This window comes from Enterobacter sp. SM3 (assembly GCF_009811935.2).
Lineage (GTDB): Bacteria > Pseudomonadota > Gammaproteobacteria > Enterobacterales > Enterobacteriaceae > Enterobacter > Enterobacter asburiae_D.
On record NZ_CP099971.1, the window covers coordinates 1,452,013 to 1,476,519 of the forward strand.

General features: G+C 58.4%; 19 protein-coding genes. 11 read left to right on the plus strand and 8 right to left on the minus strand.

Going from position 1 to position 24,507, the window contains the following annotated elements:
• The first annotated feature begins 70 nt into the window (after positions 1-70).
• The 6 genes from mntR (at position 71) to GVO84_RS06775 (ending at position 7,080) form a co-directional block, all read left to right on the plus strand.
• A complete protein-coding gene (gene mntR, locus GVO84_RS06750) occupies positions 71-544 on the plus strand; it encodes a manganese-binding transcriptional regulator MntR (protein WP_023310887.1) in 474 nt (157 codons plus the stop codon).
• A complete protein-coding gene (locus GVO84_RS06755; RefSeq protein ID WP_033145002.1) occupies positions 541-1,650 on the plus strand; it encodes an anion transporter in 1,110 nt (369 codons plus the stop codon). Before mntR ends, GVO84_RS06755 begins: the two co-directional genes overlap by 4 nt.
• Before the next feature lie 101 nt (positions 1,651-1,751).
• Positions 1,752-2,846 (plus strand): HlyD family secretion protein, encoded by a 1,095-nt coding sequence (locus GVO84_RS06760; RefSeq protein ID WP_159513705.1) that lies wholly within the window; start codon positions 1,752-1,754, stop codon positions 2,844-2,846.
• Complete coding sequence (locus tag GVO84_RS06765; RefSeq protein ID WP_121425383.1) at positions 2,843-4,414, plus strand: DHA2 family efflux MFS transporter permease subunit; 1,572 nt, start codon at positions 2,843-2,845, stop codon at positions 4,412-4,414. Before GVO84_RS06760 ends, GVO84_RS06765 begins: the two co-directional genes overlap by 4 nt.
• The gene (locus GVO84_RS06770) at positions 4,414-5,937 is read left to right on the plus strand and encodes an efflux transporter outer membrane subunit (protein ID WP_159513706.1); all 1,524 of its coding nucleotides are present in this window, start codon (positions 4,414-4,416) and stop codon (positions 5,935-5,937) included. The genes GVO84_RS06765 and GVO84_RS06770 overlap by 1 nt, the downstream gene beginning before the upstream one ends.
• Positions 5,938-6,039: 102 nt before the next feature.
• A complete protein-coding gene (locus GVO84_RS06775) occupies positions 6,040-7,080 on the plus strand; it encodes an aldo/keto reductase (protein WP_121425381.1) in 1,041 nt (346 codons plus the stop codon).
• A gap of 178 nt (positions 7,081-7,258) precedes the next feature.
• On the opposite strand, the gene GVO84_RS06780 is transcribed toward GVO84_RS06775, so the two are convergent.
• The 3 genes from GVO84_RS06780 to GVO84_RS06790 are packed head-to-tail and all read right to left on the minus strand — an operon-like array spanning position 7,259 to position 10,512.
• Positions 7,259-7,933 (minus strand): DUF2931 family protein, encoded by a 675-nt coding sequence (locus tag GVO84_RS06780; protein WP_159513707.1) that lies wholly within the window; start codon positions 7,931-7,933, stop codon positions 7,259-7,261.
• A gap of 9 nt (positions 7,934-7,942) precedes the next feature.
• Positions 7,943-8,614, minus strand: a complete 672-nt coding sequence (locus tag GVO84_RS06785) for a DUF2931 family protein (protein ID WP_370686475.1) — start codon at positions 8,612-8,614, stop codon at positions 7,943-7,945.
• Positions 8,608-10,512: a PAAR domain-containing protein gene (locus GVO84_RS06790; protein WP_159513709.1), complete on the minus strand. Its 1,905-nt coding sequence runs from the start codon at positions 10,510-10,512 to the stop codon at positions 8,608-8,610. Before GVO84_RS06790 ends, GVO84_RS06785 begins: the two co-directional genes overlap by 7 nt.
• Before the next feature lie 270 nt (positions 10,513-10,782).
• Between GVO84_RS06790 and GVO84_RS06795 the strand changes: the two genes are divergently transcribed.
• The 3 genes from GVO84_RS06795 to GVO84_RS06805 are packed head-to-tail and all read left to right on the plus strand — an operon-like array spanning position 10,783 to position 14,265.
• A complete protein-coding gene (locus GVO84_RS06795) occupies positions 10,783-12,159 on the plus strand; it encodes a glycoside hydrolase family 1 protein (RefSeq protein ID WP_121425668.1) in 1,377 nt (458 codons plus the stop codon).
• Positions 12,160-12,210: 51 nt separating this feature from the next.
• Positions 12,211-13,533 carry a PTS sugar transporter subunit IIC gene (locus GVO84_RS06800; RefSeq protein ID WP_121425669.1) on the plus strand — a complete coding sequence of 441 codons (1,323 nt, stop codon included), beginning with the start codon at positions 12,211-12,213 and terminating at the stop codon, positions 13,531-13,533.
• Between the two features lie 15 nt (positions 13,534-13,548).
• Complete coding sequence (locus GVO84_RS06805) at positions 13,549-14,265, plus strand: GntR family transcriptional regulator (RefSeq protein ID WP_063143085.1); 717 nt, start codon at positions 13,549-13,551, stop codon at positions 14,263-14,265.
• Between the two features lie 42 nt (positions 14,266-14,307).
• Here the strand turns inward: GVO84_RS06805 and ldtB are convergent, their stop codons facing one another.
• Entirely contained in the window at positions 14,308-15,228 is a 921-nt protein-coding gene (ldtB, locus tag GVO84_RS06810) for a L,D-transpeptidase (protein WP_029740604.1), read from the minus strand.
• A gap of 222 nt (positions 15,229-15,450) precedes the next feature.
• Between ldtB and GVO84_RS06815 the strand changes: the two genes are divergently transcribed.
• The gene (locus tag GVO84_RS06815; RefSeq protein ID WP_032661296.1) at positions 15,451-17,046 is read left to right on the plus strand and encodes an ABC-F family ATPase; all 1,596 of its coding nucleotides are present in this window, start codon (positions 15,451-15,453) and stop codon (positions 17,044-17,046) included.
• A gap of 82 nt (positions 17,047-17,128) precedes the next feature.
• On the opposite strand, the gene GVO84_RS06820 is transcribed toward GVO84_RS06815, so the two are convergent.
• Both GVO84_RS06820 and GVO84_RS06825 read right to left on the minus strand, forming a co-directional pair.
• On the minus strand, positions 17,129-19,492 hold the full coding sequence (locus GVO84_RS06820; RefSeq protein ID WP_159513710.1) for a glycoside hydrolase family 31 protein: 2,364 nt from the start codon (positions 19,490-19,492) through the stop codon (positions 17,129-17,131).
• A gap of 17 nt (positions 19,493-19,509) precedes the next feature.
• A complete protein-coding gene (locus tag GVO84_RS06825; RefSeq protein WP_023335029.1) occupies positions 19,510-20,811 on the minus strand; it encodes an MFS transporter in 1,302 nt (433 codons plus the stop codon).
• A gap of 288 nt (positions 20,812-21,099) precedes the next feature.
• Between GVO84_RS06825 and GVO84_RS06830 the strand changes: the two genes are divergently transcribed.
• Entirely contained in the window at positions 21,100-22,173 is a 1,074-nt protein-coding gene (locus tag GVO84_RS06830) for a LacI family DNA-binding transcriptional regulator (protein WP_159513711.1), read from the plus strand.
• On the opposite strand, the gene GVO84_RS06835 is transcribed toward GVO84_RS06830, so the two are convergent.
• Together GVO84_RS06835 and GVO84_RS06840 are read right to left on the minus strand one after the other, a co-directional pair.
• A complete protein-coding gene (locus GVO84_RS06835; RefSeq protein WP_159513712.1) occupies positions 22,170-23,426 on the minus strand; it encodes a DUF1479 domain-containing protein in 1,257 nt (418 codons plus the stop codon). The two genes, GVO84_RS06830 and GVO84_RS06835, sit on opposite strands and share 4 nt — an antisense overlap.
• A 149-nt stretch (positions 23,427-23,575) precedes the next feature.
• Positions 23,576-24,391 (minus strand): Cof-type HAD-IIB family hydrolase, encoded by an 816-nt coding sequence (locus tag GVO84_RS06840; protein WP_121425675.1) that lies wholly within the window; start codon positions 24,389-24,391, stop codon positions 23,576-23,578.
• Positions 24,392-24,507 lie beyond the last annotated feature (116 nt).

The following is a 24,507-nucleotide window of genomic DNA, read 5'->3' on the forward strand; positions in this document are numbered from 1 at the left end:
CGGAGCTATGGTTTACAATGTGCGCTCTCCAAACCGGGCGCTGGAAGCGTCACCCCACTGAGGAAGTACAATGAACCGTCGCGCAGGTCATCCGACAATGAGGAAAACGACGCAACTGGTGAATGTTGAAGAACATGTCGAAGGTTTTCGCCAGGTCCGCGAAGCGCACCGGCGTGAACTGATTGATGATTATGTTGAACTCATTTCCGATCTGATCCGTGAGGTTGGTGAAGCGCGCCAGGTCGATATGGCCGCCAGGCTGGGGGTTTCACAGCCAACTGTCGCTAAAATGTTAAAACGCCTGGCCTCCGTGGGCTTAATTGAAATGATCCCCTGGCGCGGTGTTTTTCTGACGCCGGAAGGGGAGAAGCTCGCGCAGGAGAGCCGCGAGCGCCATCAGCTTGTCGAGAATTTTTTACTGGTGCTGGGCGTTAGCCCGGAGATCGCCCGCCGGGATGCGGAAGGAATGGAACACCACGTTAGCGAAGAGACGCTGGTGAAGTTTCGCGAATTTACCCTTAAATATGGTCCCTCCGCTGAATGAAAATCCCTGGACTGCAGGCCCTGGCACGCGATCGTTTCTTCCATCTCTTATTAATTATTGGCGCAGCGTTAAGCCTCTTTGTGCCGTTTGCCCCACACGCCTGGCCCGCCGCGATTGACTGGCGCACCATCATTACCCTGAGCGGCCTGATGATGCTCACCAAAGGGGTTGAGCTGAGCGGCTATTTTGACGTCCTGGGACGTAAAATGGTGCGCCGCTTTGCCACCGAACGCAGGCTGTCCCTGTTTATGGTGTTCTCCGCCGCGGTGCTGTCGACGTTTCTGACCAACGATGTGGCGCTGTTTATCATCGTGCCTCTCACGCTTACGCTGCGTAAGCTGTGCGAGATCCCCGTCAGCCGCTTGATCATCTTTGAAGCGCTGGCCGTCAATGCAGGCTCACTTCTGACGCCAATCGGCAACCCGCAAAATATCCTTCTCTGGGGACGGTCCGGTCTGTCGTTCGCCGCCTTTACCTGGCAGATGGCCCCTCTGGCGCTGGTGATGATGCTGTCGCTGATGGCGGTGTGCTGGTTTGCATTTCCGGATAAAAAGCTGCAGTACCACAGCGGCACAACGGGTCCGCAGTGGCAGCCTCGTCTGGTGTGGAGCTGTCTCGGGTTATACATCGTCTTTCTGTTCGCGCTGGAGCTGAAGTATGAGCTGGCGGGCGTCCTGCTCGTTGCCGCGGGTTTTGTTGTCCTGGCGCGTCGCGTGCTGGTGAGCGTGGACTGGACGCTGCTGCTGGTCTTTATGGCGATGTTTATTGATGTGCATCTCCTTATCCAGCTTCCGGTGCTGCAAAATGTTCTGCACAGCGTCAGCACGCTGTCTCAGCCGGGGCTGTGGCTGACGGCGATTGGCCTGTCGCAGTTTATCAGCAACGTGCCGTCCACCATTCTGCTGCTCAACTATGTTCCGCCCGATACGCTCCTGGCCTGGGCGGTGAACATCGGCGGGTTTGGGCTGCTGCCCGGTTCGCTGGCAAACCTGATTGCCCTGCGTATGGCCAACGACCGTCGTATCTGGTGGCGTTTCCACGTCTGGTCGATTCCGATGCTGGTTTGGGCCGCGGCGATCGGTTTCGGAATATTCCTTCTCATATAGTGCGCAATTTGTCAGTTTTTCCTGGCAAACGTATAGCAACGTCCTAGCTTTAGTGAACGGCATAGTGTGATGCCGCTCACTGACAGGACCGTTGCTGAACTATGGCTGAAGATCAAAACCCGCCTGCTGACGAGCAGGAAAAAAACAATAATGAGCGTAAGCGCCCGGGCAAGAAACCGTTAATTATCCTCGGCATTGTCGTGGTGGTAATGGTCGTCGTGGCGCTGGTGTGGTGGTTTTTAACCCGTAACGAAGAGACGACCGACGACGCCTTTACCGACGGCGACGTGGTGACGATTGCCCCCAAAACGGCGGGCTACGTCACCGAGCTGCGCGTGCGCGATAACCAGCGCGTGAAAAAGGGCGATCTGCTGGTGGTTATCGATCCGCGTGATACCACCGCACAGCGCGATCAGGCTCAGGCCCAGCTTGGGCTGGCGCTTGCTCAGCTGCATCAGGCGCAGGCACAGCTGGCGCTCTCGAAGGTGCAATATCCCGCCCAGCGTGACGAAGCCAAAGCGCAGGTGCTGAAAGCGCAGGCCGATATGGCAAACGCGCAGGCGGAGTACCGCCGTCAGCGCGGCGTTGACCCGCGTGCGACCACCCAGCAAAGCATTGATTCCGCGAACGCTCAGCTGCGCAGTGCACAGGCCGGACTGGCCAGCGCCCAGGCACAGCTGGAAGTGGCGGAGCAGGTGCAGCTGCAGATTCGCCAGCAGGAAACTAACGTTGAAGCGCGCGAGCGTCAGGTCGATCAGGCTAAAGCGCAGCTGGAAACCGCCAATCTTAACCTCTCTTACACCGAAGTCCGCGCCCCGTTCGACGGCGTTGTCACCAAACGCAACGTGCAGCCCGGCACGCTGGTGCAGGCGGGAACGGCGCTGTTCTCGCTGGTTTCCCCGAACGTGTGGGTGGTCGCGAACTTTAAAGAGTCGCAGCTTGAGCGCATGAAGCCGGGCGATAAGGTCACCGTGTCCGTCGACGCCTGGCCGGATATGGAGCTTGAGGGCCACGTAGACAGTATCCAGCAGGGCAGCGGCTCACGCTTCTCCGCCTTCCCGGCAGAAAATGCCACCGGTAACTTCGTCAAAATTGTGCAGCGCGTGCCGGTCAAAATCGTGATTGATAAGGGCCTCGATCCTAACAAACCGCTGCCGCTGGGGCTGTCGGTGGCACCGAAGGTGACGGTGGAATGACGGATCACAGCCACGACAGCTGGAAACCCGCCAGTAATCCGTGGGCGGTGGCGATTGTCGTCACCCTGGCGGTGTTTATGGAAATTCTGGACACCACTATCGTCAACGTGGCGCTGCCCCACGTGGCAGGCTCGCTCTCGTCCAGCTATGACGAATCCACCTGGGTGTTAACCAGCTATCTGGTGGCAAACGGTATCGTGCTGCCCATCTCGGCGTTTCTGAGCCGGGTTTTCGGGCGCAAGCAGTTCTTCCTGATCTGCATCGTCATGTTCACCGTCTGCTCGTTCCTGTGCGGCATCGCCACAGAGCTGTGGCAGATCATCCTGTTCCGCGTGATGCAGGGCTTCTTTGGCGGCGGGCTGCAGCCCACGCAGCAGTCGGTGCTGCTCGACTACTTCAAACCCGAAGACAGGGGCAAAGCGTTTGGTCTCTCCTCCATTGCGATTATCGTTGCGCCGGTCCTCGGCCCGACGCTGGGGGGCTGGATCACCGACAACTACTCGTGGCGCTGGGTGTTCTTTATCAACATTCCGGTGGGGATTGTGACGGTGCTGGCGATTTACCAGCTGCTGGAAGATCCGCCGTGGGAGAGCAAATCAAAAGAGAAGCTGAGTATCGACTGGACGGGGATCGGCCTGATCGCGCTGGGACTGGGCTGTCTGCAGGTGATGCTCGACAGGGGAGAAGACGAAGACTGGTTTAACTCTAACTTTACCCGCACTTTCGCGGTATTAACGCTGATCGGCATCATTGGTGCGATTTACTGGCTGATGTATGCCAAAAAGCCGGTGGTGGATCTGCACTGCATGAAGGATCGAAATTTTACCGTCTCCAGCCTGCTGATGGCGGGGATGGCGATGATCCTCTACGGCAGCTCGGTTGTGATCCCGCAACTGGCGCAGCAGGACCTGGGCTATACCGCCACCTGGTCCGGGCTGGTGCTGTCGCCCGGGGCGGTGCTGATTGTGTTAACCATTCCGCTGGTGCTGAAGCTGATGCCGGTGGTGCAGACGCGCTGGATTATTGCCTTTGGCTTTACCTGTCTGGCGGTGTCGTTCTTCTGGTCGCGCACGCTCACGCCGGATATCGACTTCGAAACGCTGGTCCTGTTCCGCAGCGCCCAGTCGATAGGGCTGGGGTTCCTGTTTGTGCCGCTGACTACCATTGCTTTTATTTCGATTCCGAGACGGCTCAACGCCGATGCGGCAGCGCTGTTTACCATGTTCCGCAACGTTGCGGGTTCGGTTGGGATATCGCTCTCGACGGCGGCCATCACCGAACGCGCGCAGGCGCACAGCGCCCATCTGGCGTACCACGCCTCGCCGTTTAACGAGCAGTTCCAGCTGGCGATACGCGAAGGCGCGCAGGCGATCCAGAACTTCACCACCCAGGTGGGCGATCCCACCGGCATCGCCACCGGACGCATGTACCAGACGATGATTGAGCAGTCGCGCATCCTGGCCTACATCGACGTCTTCACCATCCTGAGCGCGGTGGCCTTGTTACTGATTCCGTTTTGTTTGTTGCTCTCGCCGGTTAAGAGCGAGGGGAGTGCAGGAGCACATTGATGATACACAGACGTTTACACCCTCTGATGATAATGATGCTGCTGGCGGGCTGCGCCGTCGGGCCGGACTACCAGCAGCCCGCACCGCCCGCCGTCACGCACTGGAACGATAAGGGCGACAGCGCGGTGAAGTCGCAAACCACCTCCGCCGCGACCAACCCGCGCTGGTGGAAAACCTTCGGCTCACCGCAGCTCGACAGCCTGGTTGAACGCGCCATCGCCGGAAACCTGACGCTGCAGCAGACGGTGCTGCGCATCGCCGGGGCGCGTGAACAGATTAATCAGGCGGGCGGGGCGTTTTATCCGTCGGTGAACGGCAATCTGCAGGCGACGCGCCAGCAGCTTGGGCTGGAGGGGGAGCTGAAATCCCACGGCGTGTACGACCAGGTGGATAGCATCGATCCCAATCTGAAAGGCGCGCTGGGGCCGCTGACGCAGCCGGTTAACCTCTACCAGGGCAGCTTCGACGCCCAGTGGGAAATCGACCTGTGGGGCAAGGTGCGTCGTCAGGTGGAAGCCGCCGAAGCGCAGCAGAAAGCGGCTATCGAGCAGCGTAACGACGCGCTGGTGTCGCTGGAAGCCGAAGTGGCGCGCGCGTGGCTACAGCTGCGCGGGGCGCAGAGCATTATCGCCACGCTGAACACCCAGATTAAAAGCGCGCAGCAGACGCTGGATCTGACCGAAAGCCGCCAGCGGGGCGGGCTGTCGCCGCAGATGGACGTGGAAAACGCCCGGGCGCAGTTAGGCAACCTTGAAGCACAGCTTCCGCAATATCAGGCGCAGGAGCGGCAGGCGATGAACGGTCTGGCGATCCTGCTCGGCAAGCCGCCGGGGGCGCTGGATGCGGAATTGCAAAGCGTGCAGCCGATGCCTGCTCTGCCGGATATTGTGCAAACGGGCATTCCGTCCACGCTGGCGCGCCGCCGTCCGGACGTGCGCGAAGCGGAGGCGAACCTCCACGCCGCGACGGCGCAAATCGGCGTCTCGGTGGCGGAGCTGTTCCCGAGCTTTACGCTCTCCGGGCAGTTTGGCCTGCGCAACAGCGAAACCAACTGGCTGACCGACTGGAGCAGCCACTTCTACAGCTTCGGTCCGCAGGTCTCCATTCCCATCTTCCAGGGCGGACGGCTGGTTTCCAGCGTGAAGGTGGCGCGTGCGCAGCAGGGCGCAGCGGTGCTGGACTATCGCCAGACGGTACTGACCGCGCTCGGGGATGTGGAAAACGCGCTGGTGAGCTATCGCACCGACCAGCAGCGTGAAGCGGGTCTCGCAAAAACGATCGACGCCCTGCAAAACGCCTTTGACCTGGCAAGCGACAGCTACCGGCAGGGGATTGCCAGCTTTATCGACGTGCTGGACGCTCAGCGTCAGCTGGCGCAGGCCCAGCAGCAGCGCGCACAGGCGCAGGTGCAGAGCGCGCTCGATCTGGTGGCGCTCTACAAGGCGCTCGGCGGCGGCTGGGAGCCGTATCAGCAGGTGCAGTTACCGGACTACAGCGTCTTTGGCGACGCCCCGCGCGGATAAATTCAGAGGATTGGGCAAGAAACGGACAGGAACACCACATTCGCGATGGCTGAGGGGCGGGTATAACTATCGGGTACCCAATCGACATGCGAGGAATAACTTATGCGTTATCAAAAACTGGGCAACACCGGTCTGTTTGTTTCTGAACTGTGCCTCGGCACCATGACCTTCGGCGGTGAGGGCGGCATGTGGGGCAAGATTGGCCAGCTCCAGCAAAGTGAAGCCGAGCAGCTGGTGGGCCGCGCGTTGGATGCCGGGATCAACTTTATCGACACCGCGGACGTTTACTCTGAAGGGCGCTCGGAGGAGATCACCGGTCAGGCGCTGAAAAACCTGAAAATCCCGCGCGAGAACGTGGTAGTCGCCACGAAAGTGTTCGGCGAAACGGGAACGGCAGGGGTGAACTCTCGCGGCAGCTCGCGCTATCACATCGTCAGCAGCGTGAAGGAGAGCCTGCGCCGCCTGCAGCTCGATCATATCGATCTCTACCAGCTTCACGGCTTCGACCCCGCAACGCCGATTGAAGAGACGCTCTACGCGCTGGATAACCTGGTGCAGCACGGCCACGTGCGCTACATCGGCGTCTCGAACTGGGCGGCGTGGCAGATTGCCAAAGCGCTCGGTATTTCTGAACGTCTTGGGCTGGCGCGTTTCGCGTCGTTGCAGGCGTATTACACCATTGCCGGGCGCGATCTGGAGCGCGAGCTGGTGCCGATGATGCAGAGCGAAGGCGTCGGGCTGATGGTCTGGAGCCCGCTGGCGGGCGGCCTGCTGAGCGGAAAATATGGCCGCGACGGGCAGAGTGAAGCCGGTGGTCGCCGCCTGGAGTTCGACTTCCCGCCGGTGAATAAAGATCGCGCCTTCGACTGCGTGGACGTAATGCGCACTATCGCCGAAAGCAAGGGTGTCTCCGTCGCGCAAATCGCGCTGGCGTGGCTGCTGCATCAAAAGGCCGTGACCAGCGTGATTATTGGTGCGAAACGCGTCGATCAGCTGGACGACAATATCGCCGCGACCGGGATCCGCTTAAGCGAAGACGAGCTTAAGCAGCTTGATGCGGTGAGCGCGCTGCCGCGCGAATATCCGGGCTGGATGCTGGAGCGGCAGGGGGAGTATCGTCGTAATCAGCTTGCACAACAGTAACCTTCCTTGCCCTGGGAGTGCATAGCGATTTACTGGATAGCGAGTTTTGCGATTTTACCGTCCCTGGTCCTGATGGCCAGGGGCGTCTCTTCTGTGGGGCTGGCTTATCTGTATGGCAGCCGGACAGCAGGAAGTGGCAGGCCAGTACTGCGGTGAATCTCCTTTTCATTGGTTTTCCTTACCACTGCCCGTACGGGTAGGTTTTGTCTTTGATAAGCTCCTTTGTCTCCCGATCATATCCGTCAGGCACGGCATAACTGAAATTAATGCGGGGTGGAACATATTTACAGGCATCCAGTTTTTCGCCGGACAGCGTGGTGAGCCGCTGTGGCTCTACCGGCAGGTTATCATTCCCGCCACGGCTGTTCTGCAGCCAGACACGCACCCTGCCTTCCGGAGCCAGGCCAATCAGCAGCGTGTTATACCAGGCGGTAGCGCCGGCTGTAGTCTTGCCGGTCGGGATCAGCATTCTGGTCCTGAGCGACGCCGGAAAAACTATCCGGGTCTCATAGGTTTTTTTGTCGATGACCGAATCCCAGCAGAACAGCATCATCACGGGCGGGTGACGCGCCTGATTAAACTGGGCGTTCCGTCGCACCCGGTTACTCCATGTTCCCACGGTAACGCCACTGTCCTGCACGGAGTCCAGCGTCCGGAAGGTATACACCACCCCCTTTTCATCAATAACCAGCGCCTGGGTGACCTCGGCATACAGCGCTTTGGGAGTGAAAAAAGCAAAATCCCATTTCCCGTAAGGCATTCCGCCGGTCTCTTCGGGGGTTGCTGGCTCACCTGTATGGCAGCCGGACAGCAGGAAGAGGCAGGCCAGTACTGTGGTGAATCTCCTTTTCATTGGTTTTCCTTACCACTGTCCGTACGGGTAGGTTTTGTCTTTGATAAACTCCTTTGTCTCCCGATCATATCCGTCAGGCACGGCATAACTGAAATTAATGCGAGGTGGAACATATTTACAGGCATCCAGTTTTTCGCCGGACAGCGTGGTGAGCCGCTGCGGCTCTACCGGCAGGTTCTCGCCAATCCCGCTGTTCTGCAGCCAGACACGCACCCTGCCTTCCGGGGCCAGGCCTATCAGCAGCGTGTCATACCACGTGGTGCCGTATGAGTCCTGGCCTGTAGGAGCCAGCATTCTGGTCCTGAGCGAGGCCGGAAAAACTATCCGGGTCTCATAGGTCTTCTTGTCGATGACCGAATCCCAGCAGAACAGCATCATCACGGGCGGGTGACGCGCCTTGTTAAACTGGGCATGCCGCCGCACCTCGTTATTCCATGCCCCCACAGTAATAGCGCTGTCCTGCACGGAGTCCAGCGTCCGGAAGGTATACACCACCCCCTTCTCATCAATAACCAGCGCCTGCGTGACGTCGGCATACAGCGCTTTCGGGGTGAAGAAAGCGAAGTCCCATTTCCCGTAAGGCATTCCGCCGGTCTCTTCGGGGGGGGCTGGCTCACCTGTATGGCAGCCCGTCAGGGTGGCCAGGATTAAAAACAGCCACAAGCAGCATTGTTTCAAAATGACTCTCCTTCTATGTTGTAGCGCGTACGCCGCCAGTCTTCATCGGGGCGATTAACGAAGCTGAGCAGTTCAGCCAGTGTGGCACCGCCCTGAATCTCACCGCGGGTATTTCTCACGACGGGGTTCCAGTTAGCAGAGCAGTGGATATATGAGCGAGCCAGAAAATTCATTTCCTCCGGAGTAAAAGCAGGCGGCACGTTGCCATCACGTACCGCTTTTCCCATCAGCAGAGCTTTGTCGCACGTAGCTGAAAGTTCAGAAGGAAAATTCAGTTCCTCGTCATTATTTGTAATAGCTTTGAAATTCACCCCAGCCTCTTTCGCCGCCTCGATCATCACCCGCAGTACCACCTTTGCCCAGTCGTTGCGAATTAGCCGGTTTCGCAGCGTCAGCGCCGAAAAACTTCGTTTCTGAAACTGCCCGTAGCGATCCGGAGGAAGCCGGTCGTCATACCAGGTTTCGGCCATAATGCGGCTGGTCCGCAGAACGGGGGCGAGACAGGGAAACGTATCCAGCTGCGGGAGTTGTTGTATCAGCTGCGTATAGCTTCGCGTCTGGCTTCCCGGCAGGCTGAGGGGGACCGTTTCCGTGGCAGGGCGGGTCAGGAACAGGTTTTCCCGCACCAGGGGCAGATAGCCGCCGCCAGTGTCGGAATGCGCGCCAGGGAGAACCAGTTCGGGCCATACGGGCCGGACGCTGTTCAGGGCAAAGTTAAACCGGCACTCATTTCCCGCCGTGATATGGAAGACCTTCTCCGCGATGCCGGGAGGCAGCGTGATTTTCACCTCGCCGGTACTGGCTGAGTGTGGATTCATGCCGTTCACCGGGCTGCCGATGGCCGCAACGGTGTCAAACAGGCCAATAAATCGGGTCTTTCCGGCTGGCAGCCCCTGAAAGATAACGCCGTTCAGCCCCTGGCGAATGGCGGCAATAATCGCGCTGTCCTGAGCCAGGACGCGGTTGGCGAAATGACGTGCCGCAGCGGCACCACGGCTGAACCCGAAAATATCGAACGTCAGGGACGTCAATGTTAATTTCTCAGCGTTTAGTTCTGTTTTAATACTTTCAATGGATTGGCTAATTGTCTGGGCCAGACCCGCTACCGCTTTATCCGTTTTGGCAATCACGCCCGTATCCGCAATCCCCATCGACTGGCCAATCAGGCTGTCGGGTTTACCCGCTTCGGTGCCGATACCATCGATATACAGTGACGCCTGAACCGCTGTACTGTCGGGCAGCAGGTCCGTCTGATAGAGGGTATGCAGCCAGTGCACGTTGGTGTAATACCCGATGTAGCTGCCTGCGCCAGTGCCGGATACCCCGAACGCCTCCCGCGCGCACCGGGCCATAATGACCTCGGCTTCCGCGCTGGTGTAGTCGTAGTGTCTGGCCGTACAGGCTTTAATCATGTTCTCCGTGTTAACGGCGTTATTCCCCGTACCGTCAAAAAACAGGCCGATCGTCAGCGTCACCTCTTGCGGCACGGCCCCGGGTGCCGCCGGAGCCGGGAAGGATGGCAGCGGAGAAGACGCCGCGGTGGGTTCCTGTGTTTGTGTGCGAGGTGACGGGCGTCCGGCGCTCTGTAAGGTGGCCGGCGTTGTCGAAAGGGCAGCGGAAGAAGAGACGATAACGCGGTTTTGTCCTGCCGGGCAGCCACATTTCACTTCAGAGCCATGAACGGCAGCCCTGGCACCATCAACAATGAAATCTGATGTGCCGGTGACAACGATGCCCGGGCATTTACAGACCGGACAAACCGTCGTTGTATCGCCCACGCGAACCATGCCTCTTCCGGTATCCTGATGGGTGCGAAGGGAGCTGATACAGCTGGCGCCGGTGGTGGTTTCATCCCCGTCAAGGGCAAGCTCAAGTCCATTAATACTGACAGAGTGGAGCATTTCATATCCGTATGAAAAGTGTGCCTGGTGCGCCGGACTATACGCCCGGTTTGCAGAGGAGAAAACATGATTAGCATGCAAATGGTCACATTAAAAAATAATTAGGATTAACACCCGGAATTAGACGGTGCTAAATCAAACGACACTGTCGCTTGTCGGTTTTTTCCCGCATTGCTCACAAAAAACGATCCTCCTCTTTGATCCAAATTTAATCTTCGCCTATATGACTAGTCATGAAATTTTAAATGACTAGTCATATAGGGAGAGACCATGAACAAATCACTGCCAGCCAATTTTTTATGGGGCAACTCGGTGTCCAGCATGCAGACGGAAGGGGCCTGGAACGAGGGCGGGAAAGGCATGTCGGTGTACGACATTCGCGAAGCCGGGGAGAACATCTCCGACTGGAAAGTCGCGACCGACTCCTACCACCGCTACCGGGAAGATTTCGACCTGATGCAGGATCTGGGCATGAACTGCTACCGCTTCCAGATCTCATGGAGCCGCGTCTGCCCGCAGGGCGACGGCGATTTTAACGACGAGGGCATCGCGTTTTACGACCGTTTTATCGACGATCTCATCGCCCGCGGCATCGAGCCGATGGTTTGTCTTTACCACTTCGATATGCCGCTGGCGCTGGCGCAGGAGTACAACGGCTTCAACGACCGCCGCGTGATGGACGCCTTTATCCGCTACGGTAAAAAGATGATCGACTGCTATGGCGACCGCGTGAAGTACTGGCTGACCTTCAACGAGCAAAACATCTTCCACATGCCGGAGGCGTTCCGTATTTCGGGCTATATGAAAGGCGAGAAAACCCTGCGCGAGCTGTACGAGCTGCAGCATCACACCATGGTAGCGCACATGGCGCTGACCGAGTATCTGCACCAGACCAAACCGGGCCAGCTGATGGGCGGCATGCTGGCGCACCAGCTGATCTACCCGGCCACCTGCAAACCGCGCGATATCTTCTGCGCCCAGCAGTACGACGAGTTCCTCAACCAGAACCTGCTGCGCGTCTTCGCAGGGCAGGGCTACAGCCCGGCGGTGATGGCGGTGGTGGAGCAGGAGGGCTTTGGTGATATCTATCGCGCCGAGGATTTAGCGCTGCTGGCGCGCACCAGAAACGATTATATGGCCTTCAGCTACTACGCCAGCAAAACGCTGGACAGTGATGCGATCCCGGAAGGCACGCCGGTGAACTATTACCTGCTGCACGGCGAGAAAAACAACCCGTACCTGAAGGCCACCGAGTGGAACTGGCAGATCGATCCGCTGGGCTTTCGCACCATCATCACCCGCTACGCCAACGACTGGCGGATGCCGGTCTTCCCGATCGAAAACGGCATTGGGGTGATTGAGTCCTGGGACGGTGTGAACCCCATTGAGGACACCTACCGCATCGACTACCACCGGGCGCATATCGAGGCCATGAAGGAGGCGATGTTCGAGGACGGAGCGGAGGTGATCGGCTACCTCGGCTGGGGGTTAATCGACATTCTCAGCTCCCAGGGCGACATGCGTAAGCGCTACGGCGTGGTCTATGTCAACCGTGAAAACCACGACCTGAAAGACCTGAAGCGCGTGCCGAAGAAGAGCTATGCGTGGTTAAAACAGGTTATCCATACCAACGGACGCGAGATGTAAGCCGTACGCTGCCGGGCCGTTTTTGTGACTGATTGATGGGAACACTCCGCTATGTCTGAAACAAAAATAACACCGTACATGCAGTCTTTTGTCGATAAATTTGTTGAGTTCTCGGCGCGCCTGGCAAACCAGGTGCACCTGCGCTCCCTGCGCGACGCCTTCGCCACGGTGATGCCCATTTTCATCCTCGCCGGTCTGGCGGTGCTGGTGAACAACGTGGTGTTTCCGTGGATTTTTCACGGCGATACGCTGGCACACTTCAAAGTGTGGGGCGAGGCGATTATCAACGGCACGCTGAACATCGCCGCGCTGCTGCTGGCGCCGATGATTGCCTGGTCGCTGGCGCGCAACAAAGATTTCGACAATCCGGTCTCGGCAGTGGTTATCGCCGTCAGCAGCTTCATCATCATGATGCCGATGCGCCTGCAGCTTACGCCCGTCGGCAGCGACGCCGCGGTGAACGTCACCCAGGTGCTGACGTTCGCCAACATTGGCTCAACCGGGATTTTCGCCGGGGTGCTGATCGGGCTGCTCTCAACGGAACTGTTTATCGCTATTTCGCGCCTGAAGGCGCTGCACATTTCCCTCGGGGAAAACGTGCCTCCGGCGGTGAGCAAATCCTTTACCGCACTGATCCCGACCATCCTCACGCTCTCCCTGTTCGCGGTGCTGGCGGCCGTGCTGGCAAACGTGCTGCACACGGACCTGATCCATCTTATTACAACCTTTATCCAGCAGCCGCTGCGGCTGATTAACACGAGCCTACCGGGGACGATTTTCATCTACAGCTTCGGTAACTTCCTGTTCACGCTCGGTATTCATCAGTCTGTCGTTAACAGCGTGGTGCTGGAGCCGTTCCTGCTGATCAACACCAACGAGAACATGCTGGCCTTCGCCAACGGCCAGCCAATTCCGCATATCATCAACAACATCTTCGTGCCAACGTTTGGCATGGTGGGCGGCACGGGCAGCACAATATCGCTGCTGATCGCCATCTTTATCTTCTCTCGTCAAAAATCGGCGAAGCAGGTGGCGCGTCTGTCGCTGGCGCCCGGTTTGTTCAACATCAACGAGCCGGTGATCTTCGGCCTGCCGATCGTGTTTAACCTGCCGCTGATGATCCCGTTTGTGCTGCTGCCCGCCATCGGCATTTACTTCGCCTGGCTCTGTACCACGCTGGGGTTAATGTCGCGCTGCGTGGTGATGATCCCCTGGACAACGCCGCCCATTCTCAGCGCCTGGCTGGCGACGGCGGGGGACTGGCGCGCGGTGGTGGTGCAGTTGGCAATCATTGTATTTGGTGTATTCTTCTACCTGCCTTTCCTCAAAATTGCCGAGAGAGTGGCGTTGAAAAACAGCGGGATAGAAAACTAACTGAAAGGAAGGACGATGGCGGCGAAGTACATCACCATAGCGCGGGAAATTAAGAAACGCATTATCAGCCAGCAGTACGCCGCCAACGAACCCCTGCCGGACCAGTTTGCGCTGGCGGCGGAGTTCAGCTCCAGCCGGATGACCATTCAGCAGGCAATGCGCCAGTTGATCGTCGAAGGTCTGGTCTATACCCGCCAGGGGCAGGGCACGTTCATCCGTAAAAATTTCCTCCAGCTCTCGCAGTGGGATCTTTCCGGCAGCGACTACTTCGGCGCGACCAAAACCTGGGAGCATCTGGGCACGGTGACCAGCCGGGTGGTGCATTTCGAGCTGCGTTTTCCGAACGAGAAAGAGCAGGCGTCGCTGATGATTAACGCCGATGCGCCGATCTACGACTTCATTCGACTCCGTTTGCTGAACGGCGAACCGATGTCGCTGGACTCCACGGTGATGCCGATGAATCTGGTGCCGGGCCTGACGAAAAACCATCTTGAAGGTTCGGTGTTCCAGTACGTGCAGGAGACGCTGGGGCTGAAAATTATGGGGTCATATCGGGTGGTGCGGGCGCTTAAGCCCAACGCGCTGGACAGGGAGCATCTGGTCTGCGAGCAGACCGATCCCGTACTGGAAGTGGAGCAGGTGATTTATCTGGAGGACGGTACGCCGCTGGAGTATGCCCACTGCCACTATCGGTACGACCACGGCGGGATCGTGATCGTGAATAACGGGTAAAAAAAAGCGGGCAACGAGGCCCGCTTTTTTAATGCTTCTCTATCAGTTCAAACGCACCGGCATACCGGAGCGGTTCTGCACGGCCTGGTCAACAATCGCCGTTTCTACGTCTGGCTGAGAGGTCACCGCCTGCACCGCGCTGTTCAGCGTAACAGGGACGATTTCGTTATTGTTGATCTGGTCTTCGCTGGTGGACAGCGGGTTGTGCACTTCGATGTAGCGGCTGCCGTCTGGCTCAGAGGTCGCTTTCACCGGTTCGTTGATGAACTGCACGCGCGTACCGACCGGCACGTTTTCGAACAGGAATTTGATGTCGTCGTTACGCAGGCGCACGCAGCCGTGGCTTACGCGCAGGCCGATACCGAAGTTGGCGTTGGTGCCGTGGATAGCGTACAGGCGGCCAATGTACAGCGCGTACAGACCCATTGGGTTATCCGGGCCTGCCGGCACAACGGCTGGCAGCGGTTCGCCCGCAGCGATGTATTCCGCGTGCATTTTGGCAGTCGGCGTCCAGGTTGGGCCCGCTTTCTTACGCTCAACTTTGGTGGTCCAGTTCATTGGGGTGTCTTTACCCAGCTGGCCGATACCGATTGGCAGCACGATAACGGTGTTGGTGCCTTTCGGGTAGTAATACAGACGCATTTCGGCGCTGTTAATCACGATACCTTCATGAACGGTATCCGGCAGGATCAGCTGCTGAGGAATATTCAGCACGGTGCCCGCTTTCGGCAGATACGGGTCAACGCCCGGGTTCGCTTCCAGCATGTTAGACAGGCCCAGTTGGTACTGCGCAGCGAAATACTCCAGTGGCTGAGAGTTACCTTCTGGTACCGTCACAACCTGGTTCTGGCCCACCAGACGGCTACCGTCTGTTGGCAGGGGATACGTCACCGCAGAAGCGGTCTTGCAAAAACCTACTACGGCTAACGCCGCCGCAAAAAGCGTTGTTAATTTCATGTTCATGTTGTGCGAGGTATCTAAGCCATTCTGGCGATGAGTTGATAAGTCTGAATCTGTGATGGGAGCGCATTATATGTGCATTCCCGCTCACAGGGAATTCAGATGTGTACGAAATCACATTTTTTTCGATTTTGTTAAAGTTTAGTGGATTGCCGCAACACGGGATCTCAATTCGGAATTGTGGCATAATGCCGTGTTTATCACACTTTTCGCAGGAATCTCCCCGTGTTAGTTACCAGCAACGTCACTATGCAGTTTGGCAGTAAGCCGCTGTTCGAAAACATTTCCGTCAAATTTGGCGGCGGCAACCGTTACGGCCTGATTGGTGCCAACGGTAGCGGAAAATCCACCTTTATGAAGATCCTCGGCGGTGACCTGGAGCCGACGCTCGGCAACGTATCGCTCGACCCTAACGAGCGTATCGGTAAGCTGCGTCAGGATCAGTTCGCCTTCGAAGAGTTCACCGTGCTCGACACCGTGATCATGGGGCATGGGGAACTGTGGGAAGTGAAGCAGGAGCGCGATCGCATCTACGCGCTGGCCGAAATGAGCGAAGAAGACGGCTATAAAGTGGCCGAGCTGGAAACGCAGTACGGCGAGATGGACGGCTACTCTGCGGAAGCGCGCGCGGGCGAGCTGCTGCTGGGCGTAGGCATTCCGGTTGAACAGCATTACGGTCCGATGAGCGAAGTTGCGCCAGGCTGGAAGCTGCGCGTGCTGCTGGCACAGGCGCTGTTCTCTAACCCGGACATCCTGCTGCTCGACGAACCGACGAACAACCTGGACATCGACACCATCCGCTGGCTGGAGCAGACGCTGAACGATCGCGACAGCACCATGATCATCATCTCGCACGACCGTCACTTCCTGAACATGGTCTGTACGCACATGGCGGATCTGGACTACGGCGAGCTGCGCGTGTACCCGGGCAACTACGACGAATACATGACGGCGGCCACCCAGGCCCGTGAACGTCTGCTGGCGGATAACGCCAAGAAGAAAGCGCAGATTGCTGACCTGCAGTCCTTCGTCAGCCGCTTTAGCGCTAACGCCTCTAAGTCGCGTCAGGCGACCTCGCGTGCGCGTCAGATCGACAAAATCAAGCTGGACGAAGTCAAAGCCTCCAGCCGTCAGAACCCGTTCATCCGCTTCGAGCAGGACAAGAAACTGTTCCGTAACGCGCTGGAAGTGGAAGCCCTGGCAAAAGGCTTTGAGAACGGCCCGCTGTTTAAAAAATTCAACCTGCTGCTGGAAGTGGGCGAGAAGATTGCCATTCTGGGTGCCAACGGCGTGGGTAAATCCACCATGCTGAAAACCCTGGTCGGCGAACTGCAGCCGGACAACGGCACCGTGAAGTGGTCTGAAAACGCGCAGATTGGCTACTACGCGCAGGATCATGAATACGAGTTCGAAAACGATCTGACCGTCTTCGACTGGATGAGCCAGTGGAAGCAGGAAGGCGACGACGAGCAGGCGGTGCGCAGCATCCTGGGTCGTCTGCTGTTCAGCCAGGACGATATCAAAAAGCCGGCTAAAGTGCTCTCCGGTGGTGAGAAGGGCCGCATGCTGTTCGGCAAGCTGATGATGGAAAAACCGAATATCCTGGTGATGGACGAACCGACTAACCACCTGGACATGGAGTCTATCGAATCCCTGAACATGGCGCTGGAGATGTATCAGGGCACCCTGATCTTCGTCTCTCACGACCGTGAGTTCGTCAGCTCGCTGGCGACCCGCGTGATCGAAATTACGCCAGAGCGCGTAGTGGACTTCACCGGTAACTACGAAGATTACCTGCGCAGTAAAGGTATCGACGGCTAAAAAAAGCCCGGTGGCGCTACGCTTACCGGGCCTACGAGTCAGTTTGTAGGCCGGGTAAGGCGAAGCCGCCACCCGGCAATGCTCAAAGCACCCACTCACCCCCTTCAACCCCGTTCACCAGCAGCGTACGTTTTTCCCCTACAGGCAGCGACACCTTCAGCGATTTCCACGCTGGACGATAATCCCCGCGCGCGTTGACCTTCAGGTTGATGGTTGCGCCATCGCACACCATTTCCCACTCCACCCACAGCGCATTGCCGTTCTGGTAGCCCCAGCTTTCGCCGTCGTCTTCAAACAGCATGCCCGAGGTTGTCCCGACGCCCTTCACCGGGAACAGCTTCAGCTCGCGGGTGTCGTCTTTTTCAGCGGAAACGTGAGTAATGCGTTCACTTAGCGGCAGACCGGCACCGGCGCGCACCAGCAGCGGCAGTTTTTCCAGCGGCGCGTCGAGGACGATCGACTGGCCGCCCGCATACCACGCGTGGGTGTAAAAATCATACCAGCCGGTGGCGTTATCCGGCAGCCAGACGCGGCGCTCGCGCTGCCCGGCTTCGACGACGCTGGCCACCAGCAGATCGCGGCCCAGCAGGAAGTCATCGCACTCTTCAAACGTCTGCACATCGTGCTCGTGGTCGAGGAAGGTCGGGCGCAGCATCGGCTCGTCGTCGGCATGCGCCTGCCAGAGCAGGGTATAGAGGTACGGCAGCAGACGGTAGCGCAGCTCAACCGCGCCGCGAATGGCTGGCGTGACGCCCGGGTACATCCACGGCTCGTTCACGGTGTGGTCATCGTTCCACGAGTGAATGGTAAAGCGCGGGTGCATCACGCCGTTCTGCACCCAGCGCACGAACAGCTCGGCGTCCGGCTTGTCGCCGGAGAAACCGCCGACGTCGTGACCGACGTTGAACAGGCCGGACAGGCTCATGCCCAGCCCCATGCGGATGTTATAGCGCAGGGTCTCCCAGCTGGTGCGGTTATCTCCGCTCCAGGTCTGGACGTAGCGCTGCATCCCGGCGCAGCCGGAGCGGGAGATCAGGTACGGGCGCTTTTCCGGCGCGAAACGCTGCTGCGCTTCCAGCGAGGCGCGCATCATCAGCAGCGGCATCACCGGGCGAATGTGCTTGATGGCGATCTCCTTGCCGAAGCCAAAGCAGCGCGCTTCCCCGTCCCACACTTCGTATTCGTTGTTGTCGTTCCAGGTGGAGTCGATGCCCATCTCCAGCAGCTGCGTGGTGACGCCGTTCTGCCACCACTGCACCGTCTGCGGGTTGGTAAAATCGAGGTGCGAGCCTTCGTCATCCCAGAAGCTGGAACGTTCAGGCGCATCGGTTTCTGAATCGCGAATGAACAGGCCGCTTTCCGCCACTTCGTTATAGCGCGGATGGTCCTGCAGCAGGCACGGCTTGATATTGGCCGCAAGCTTGAGCCCCGCGTCGTGGAATGCCTGGCTCATCACCTTCGGCTGCGGCACCTTGTCATAGTTCCAGTTGAAGACGTAGCGCTTGCCGTTGATGGAGGTATAGCCGGAGGAGAGCTGGAACGAGTCGCACGGAATGGCGTGCTCTTCGCACAGGCGGATGAAGTTCATCAGCTGGTTCTGCGCGTCCGGCGCATCGGTGTAGTGCATGGTCGAGCCGCTGTAGCCCAGGCTCCACTTCGGTCCGAACAGCGTTTTCCCGGTCAGGCGCACGAAGGCTTTGGTGACGTCCAGCACGCCCTTGCCGGTAAAAATGTAGTAATCGATATCGCCCGCTTCCGCCTGCCAGCGACGGTAGGCGGTGTGGTAGTTGTCGATTTCGTTGCCCAGATCCAGCCAGCAGCTGCTCAGGTTGTCGTAGAACAGGCCATAGCTGACGTCGTCGCGGCGGGCGATGGTGAACGGGATGTGCTTGTAGAGCGGGTCGGTGCTGGCCGCGTTGTACCCCATCGCGTCGAGGTTGCGCATCTCGTAGCGTTTACCGTTGCGCTGCAGATCGCCCGCTTTCTCGCCCAGGCCGTAGAAACGCTCGTCATTACGACGGCTGAGATAGTGCGCCACGCCGTCGCCGTGGGCGTTCAGCAGGTAGGCACTGGTTGGACGGTCGTTGACCAGCGGCTGCCACTCGCCCGCCTCATTGCGGTAGTGCCACTCCAGCCACAGCGGCTGGTGGACGGTCACGCGCAGCCGTTCGGTTGCCACGGTGAGCGTCTCATCCTGCTGCGTCAGGGTCCAGGCCGGGCAGGAAAAACCGCTTATGTCGTCACGACGGCGGCCTTCCCAGGGCACGTCTTTTTCCGGCGCGATGCTCCAGGTGCGGTCCAGCGCCAGCTCGCCTTTGCGCTTAATCAGCACGCGGAACAGGTTCTCTTCCAGCACATACAGGCACAGGCGGTGCTGGTTATCGACCAGCAGTTCCAGATGGTTTGCCGACTGCTTGTCTACGGTCCAGTTTTTCAGGGTTTTCATATGCAATACATCCACTATCAGGCGCGCTTGGCGCGGCGTTCAGCAATAAATGCTACCAGGAAGACGGCGCCAATCAGGTCAAAGAAGCCCATGGCGATAAAGAGCGGGTTAAAGCCGATTTTGTCGGCGGTCACGCCGATTAACAGCGAGAACAGGAAGCTGGCGATCCACGCCGCCGAGCCGCGCATGCCGTTGACGGTCGCCATCTGGCCTTTGTCGAACGACTCCACGACCAGGGCGCTCAGCATGCAGGAGATGATCTGGTGCCCGAAGCCGCCGATGGAGATCAGCACGATGGTGATATACGGGTCGCGGGTAATGGCCACGATACCCAGCGAGATCATCAGGAACGCGCCCGTCACGGAGCTTGCAACGACCGAGTTAACGCGGGAGCAGCCGAACAGGCGGGTGTACAGACGCGTCAGGTAGCCGCTCGCCACGCTGCCGAGGTCGGCGGCGAGGAACGGCAGCCAGGCAAACATCGCAATCTGCTTCAGATCCATGCCGTGCTCTTTGGCGAGGTACAGCGGCACCCAGAAGCTCAGCACCGCCCAGGCCGGTTCCGCCATAAAGGCCGGGATGGCGATACCGTAGAAGCGTTTGTTTTTCGAGACGGTTTTCAGCGCGGTCAGGAAGGGCAGTCTCACCGCGGGCGGTTCGTTATCCTGCTTGATAAACGCCAGCTCGTCCTTGCTCAGGTTCGGGTGCTGCTCCGGGTTGTGGTAGAACGCCCACCACAGGATCACCCACAGCAGCGCCAGCACGCCGGTAAACATAAACGCGCCCTGCCAGCCGAACGAGGCGTGAGCAAAGTAGATGATAGGCGGAGCCAGCATCGCGCCGATGGAGAAGCCTACGCCCGCCCAGCCGGCGGCAACGGGACGTTCAGATTTCGGGAACCATTCGCCGATGGTTTTGGCGTTCGCCGGGGTGGCGGCGGCCTCTGAGGCACCCATAAAGAAGCGCAGAATCGCCAGGTGCAGCCAGCTTCCGGCGCCCGCGTGGAAAATACACATCAGCGCCCAGATCCCGGCGCAGACCATAAAGCCAATCTTCAGGCCGATGACGTCAATCAGCCAGCCGCACAGGGGCTGGAAAATGGTGTAGGCGATCTGGAACGCGCCGACGATCCAGGAGTATTGCTCGGTGGTGATCCCGAGGCTCTCTTTCAGCTCGGGGGCAAGAATGCCTAACGAATTTCGGGTGATGTAGTTAACGGTGACGCCAAGTAAGAACAGCACCAGCACGTACCAGCGTAGGTTCTTGATGACGCGACGGGTTTTGCTTGTCGCAACGGTGTTATTGATGTCCTGACTCATTTTACTCTCCACAAGACGGACGGTAAGGGGACGGAGGTTCAGGTGTCACACAGATTTTTATGCCTTTGATTTCTATCCGTTTAAACAACTTAAGTTGCTATACAACTAGTATGGAAGTTGTGTGACAAGTTCACCTTAAGGGAGAAAATGAGCAGGCAATAGTGGATTTTGTGCAAAATTTCTCATAACTGACGAAATGCCTCTGGCATGATGGTATTTATGTCAGTTATTGCCTGACGGATACGCTATGAAAATTTTTTCATTTCGCAAATGGAGCCAGATCACAAAATGGACAAAAGGCTAAAAATCACCGAAATCGCCGCCCGAACGCAGCTCTCGATCAGCACCGTGTCGCGGGTCCTGGCGGGAAAAGCGAATACCAGTGAAAAGGCGCGCGCAAAGGTGCTGGCGTGCGCGCGGGAGCTGGGGGTAATGGACGGCATGGCGGCGGGTCGGTTGCTGCTCAATAGCCTGGTGGTTTTTGCCCCCCAGCGCGCCTTCGACGAGCGGTCCGACATCTTTTACTACCGCGTGATCCAGAGCGTGAGCAAAGGTCTGGCGTCCCACGATGTGCGGCTTCGCTACTGCGCGCTGGAAGAGAACGACAGCGACGCCCAGCTGTTTCTGGCGCGGATGAACGAAGCGGATACCCAGGCGGCAATCCTTCTTGGCATCGACGATCCGCATATCCACGATCTGGCGGTGGACGTGGGTAAACCCTGCATGCTGATTAACTGCCGGGACCGCCACGTGCGTCTGCCTGCCGTCGCGCCGGACCATCGCGCCATTGGCGAGCGGGCAGCAGAGTACCTGTTCGAGATGGGGCACCGTGAGGTGATGAACGTGCTGTGCCTGCGTCGCTACACCATGGAGCTGCGCCTGTCGGGGATCCGCGATGCGTGGCAGGCCCACAACATGTCGTTCAACGATAAACGCGATCTGCTGGTGGTGCCCAGCTTCAGCGCGCGCGAAACGGAACAGATGGTCAGCGAGTGGCTTAACCAGCAGAAGGGCAAAGACCTGCCGACGGCGTTTCTGGTCGGCGGCGACTTTATGGCGGCGGGCACCATTAGCGCATTACAAAACCACGGTCTGCGCGTGCCGCAGGACGTGTCGGTGATGAGCATTGACGGCTTTAACCTGGCGGCGATTCAGGATGTTCCATTAACGGCCGTGCATGTTCCCCGCGATGAGCTGGGAACAGAAGCGGTATATATGCTCCAGCAGCGGCTGATGCGCCCGGACGCGCCGGTAGGCACGCTGTTGCTTAATGGAACCCTGACCGTACGGGAATCGGTACGGCGGATACGTCAGGGAAAACGACGCACCGCCGTGGAGCGGGAAGGCCTGTACGACAGTTAGACCATGCCCAGCGCGCGCTTGCCGTGGATGTTGAGATCGTTCACGGTAAAGCGGTCCTGCCAGCTCTTTTCATAATCCTCGCGCGGGAAGTCTCCCGGCGACGCGCCGGTTTCCAGCGCTTCCTTGACCTTCTTCGCGTAGGCGAGGTTTTTCTCGCACATCGGCGCGGCAGGAATGTACATCACGTTGCCCCAGCCCTGCTGATTTTCCACCGGCGCGACGGAGTGGATCACATCGCAGTGCCACCACACGGAATCGCCCGCCTCGAGTGCCGGAATGCTGCTTAATGCCTCGATCAGCAGCGGGTGCCACTTCTCGGAAACCGGCAGCACGCGCCCTGGCGCCACGCCGCAAAGCTCGTCTTCCGGCACGTCGTCCAGCAGCGGGCGCAGCAGAATGTAAGCCATCGCTTCCGGGATGGGCACTACGTGCAGCAAGCCCTGTCCGGGGATCATATCCGACAGCGCCGTCCAGCCCTGGAAGGTGCGGAACACCGAGCATTTGGTGGTGTTATCGACGGTGTACTCTTCCACTTCGGTACGGTGCGCGGCGTTCCACGGATCGTACTTATCGACGTTGCCGTCAAACACGCGGGCAAAGACCTGCTGATAGGCCGGCAGCAGCCAGCGCTCCAGCGCGCCGGAGTCGGTATGCGCGCCCAGTCCTTTCGAGGTGGTTCCCGGCGGACGGCGGCGGATACGGTCCGGGTAAATTACGCTCACGTCCGGGTTGAACCACTGCTTGCCGTTGCTCTCGAATGTCCAGAGACGGTTCAGGAACGACTGCACCTGCGCCATCTCTTCGCTCTGGCGCGCCTGCATCTGCGCCTGCGACCAGTAAATCGGGTAAATCTCCGGGCGGGAGGCCGTTAAGGTGCCGAAGAAGTTATCGCCTGGCCCTTTGTACACGTCGTCAAATTTGTTCAGATCGAGATAGTCGAGCATCGACCGATCCCACGCCAGCGCCTGCTCGCGCGGGAAATGACCTTTAATCACCGCGCAGCCGCGGCGTTTAACGGCTTCGCGCTGTGCGTCGGTAATGGTGCCGTTTTTCACGTCCGCAAACGGGATCTCCGGCCAGACGGATTCGCCTTTGTTCTTAAGGGCGTTGATCTCCGCCACGCGGGTGGCAATTTTATCGCTGAGCTTATTAAACACCGCCTGCACGTCGCCGATCTGCGCGCGCAGCTCACGTTTCAACTGACGGATTGCCGCTTTGGGATCCGCTGGCAAAGTTTCACTGGAAAAGGTCATAACCGCCTCACATCTTTCATTCGAAAGTAAAAGTGTCTACAAGTGATACTTTAAGTTAAAAATAAGTTAATGCAAGTTTAAAAACTTGACGCAAGCCACAGGACGGAAAAAGAGTGAGAGGCCGGAGCGAGGCTCCGGCGAGGAGAGGATCAGGCGTCGAACGGGGAATGGTTGTCGAGCACGGCCTGAATAACGTTCAGCGCGCCCTGATGGTTGTTGTCGTCGGTGCTGTAGCGGCTGATTTCTTTGATGCTCTGCGCCGCGTTGCCCATCGCAAAGGAATATTTCACCAGCTTTAGCATCTCGGCATCGTTGCCGCTGTCGCCAATGGCCACGCACTCCTGCGGGGAGATTTTCCAGCGTTTCAGCAGACGGCTGATGCCGTTGGCTTTGTGCAGGCCGGGGATAATTAAATCCACAAAGCCAAAGCCGCTGGTGACCGGCTTCATGATGCCGTCCAGGGAGACGTGAAGTTTATCCACCAGATTAGGGATATCGCTGTCCGGCAGGTTCAGGGAGAACTTAAACAGCACGTCGTCGATTTCGCGGTAATCGCTGATGCGCTTTAAGCGATGGTAGTGCTTTGACATCAGCGCCACAAATTCTTCAGGGGCCTGGTCGCTCACATATGCACTCTCCAGCCCGCAGGCCACAAAGTTCAGCCCTTTGTCTTTCAGCAGTTCGCCAATCACGATCTGCGATTCATGACGCGTCAGCTCGCCGTGGAAAATCTGTTCGCCGCGATCGAACACCAGCGCGCCGTTTTCCGCCACGAAGGAGATCCTGTCTTTCAGCTCCGGGAAGAAGGAGATGAGCTGGTAATACTGGTTGCCGCTGGCGACAACAAATTCAATGTCGCGGGCTTTAAGCTGTTCAAACTGTGCCTGGAAGCGGTCACGATCGTACTGCTTGGCATCATCAAGGAAAGTTCCGTCCATATCGGTGACGATAACTTTTACGGTCATACTGTGCTCCTGGGTCACTGCGTTTTGAAACATTCTAATAACAAGGTGACGGGGAGCACAAATTTAATTTCGAATGAAAGTCAGAAAGCCGGGTGGCGGCTTCGCCTTACCCGGCC

Excerpts from the sequence above, each read along its gene's own strand:
- GVO84_RS06770 (WP_159513706.1), top strand. The coding sequence starts at position 4,414 with ATGATACACAGACGTTTACACCCTCTGATGATAATGATGCTGCTGGCG.
- GVO84_RS06825 (WP_023335029.1), bottom strand. The coding sequence starts at position 20,811 with ATGAGTCAGGACATCAATAACACCGTTGCGACAAGCAAAACCCGTCGC.
- GVO84_RS06820 (WP_159513710.1), bottom strand. The coding sequence starts at position 19,492 with ATGAAAACCCTGAAAAACTGGACCGTAGACAAGCAGTCGGCAAACCAT.
- GVO84_RS06775 (WP_121425381.1), top strand. The coding sequence starts at position 6,040 with ATGCGTTATCAAAAACTGGGCAACACCGGTCTGTTTGTTTCTGAACTG.
- GVO84_RS06795 (WP_121425668.1), top strand. The coding sequence starts at position 10,783 with ATGAACAAATCACTGCCAGCCAATTTTTTATGGGGCAACTCGGTGTCC.
- GVO84_RS06760 (WP_159513705.1), top strand. The coding sequence starts at position 1,752 with ATGGCTGAAGATCAAAACCCGCCTGCTGACGAGCAGGAAAAAAACAAT.
- GVO84_RS06800 (WP_121425669.1), top strand. The coding sequence starts at position 12,211 with ATGTCTGAAACAAAAATAACACCGTACATGCAGTCTTTTGTCGATAAA.
- GVO84_RS06840 (WP_121425675.1), bottom strand. The coding sequence starts at position 24,391 with ATGACCGTAAAAGTTATCGTCACCGATATGGACGGAACTTTCCTTGAT.
- GVO84_RS06780 (WP_159513707.1), bottom strand. The coding sequence starts at position 7,933 with ATGAAAAGGAGATTCACCACAGTACTGGCCTGCCTCTTCCTGCTGTCC.
- mntR (WP_023310887.1), top strand. The coding sequence starts at position 71 with ATGAACCGTCGCGCAGGTCATCCGACAATGAGGAAAACGACGCAACTG.
- GVO84_RS06790 (WP_159513709.1), bottom strand. The coding sequence starts at position 10,512 with ATGCTCCACTCTGTCAGTATTAATGGACTTGAGCTTGCCCTTGACGGG.
- ldtB (WP_029740604.1), bottom strand. The coding sequence starts at position 15,228 with ATGAACATGAAATTAACAACGCTTTTTGCGGCGGCGTTAGCCGTAGTA.
- GVO84_RS06830 (WP_159513711.1), top strand. The coding sequence starts at position 21,100 with ATGGACAAAAGGCTAAAAATCACCGAAATCGCCGCCCGAACGCAGCTC.
- GVO84_RS06805 (WP_063143085.1), top strand. The coding sequence starts at position 13,549 with ATGGCGGCGAAGTACATCACCATAGCGCGGGAAATTAAGAAACGCATT.
- GVO84_RS06835 (WP_159513712.1), bottom strand. The coding sequence starts at position 23,426 with ATGACCTTTTCCAGTGAAACTTTGCCAGCGGATCCCAAAGCGGCAATC.
- GVO84_RS06755 (WP_033145002.1), top strand. The coding sequence starts at position 541 with ATGAAAATCCCTGGACTGCAGGCCCTGGCACGCGATCGTTTCTTCCAT.
- GVO84_RS06765 (WP_121425383.1), top strand. The coding sequence starts at position 2,843 with ATGACGGATCACAGCCACGACAGCTGGAAACCCGCCAGTAATCCGTGG.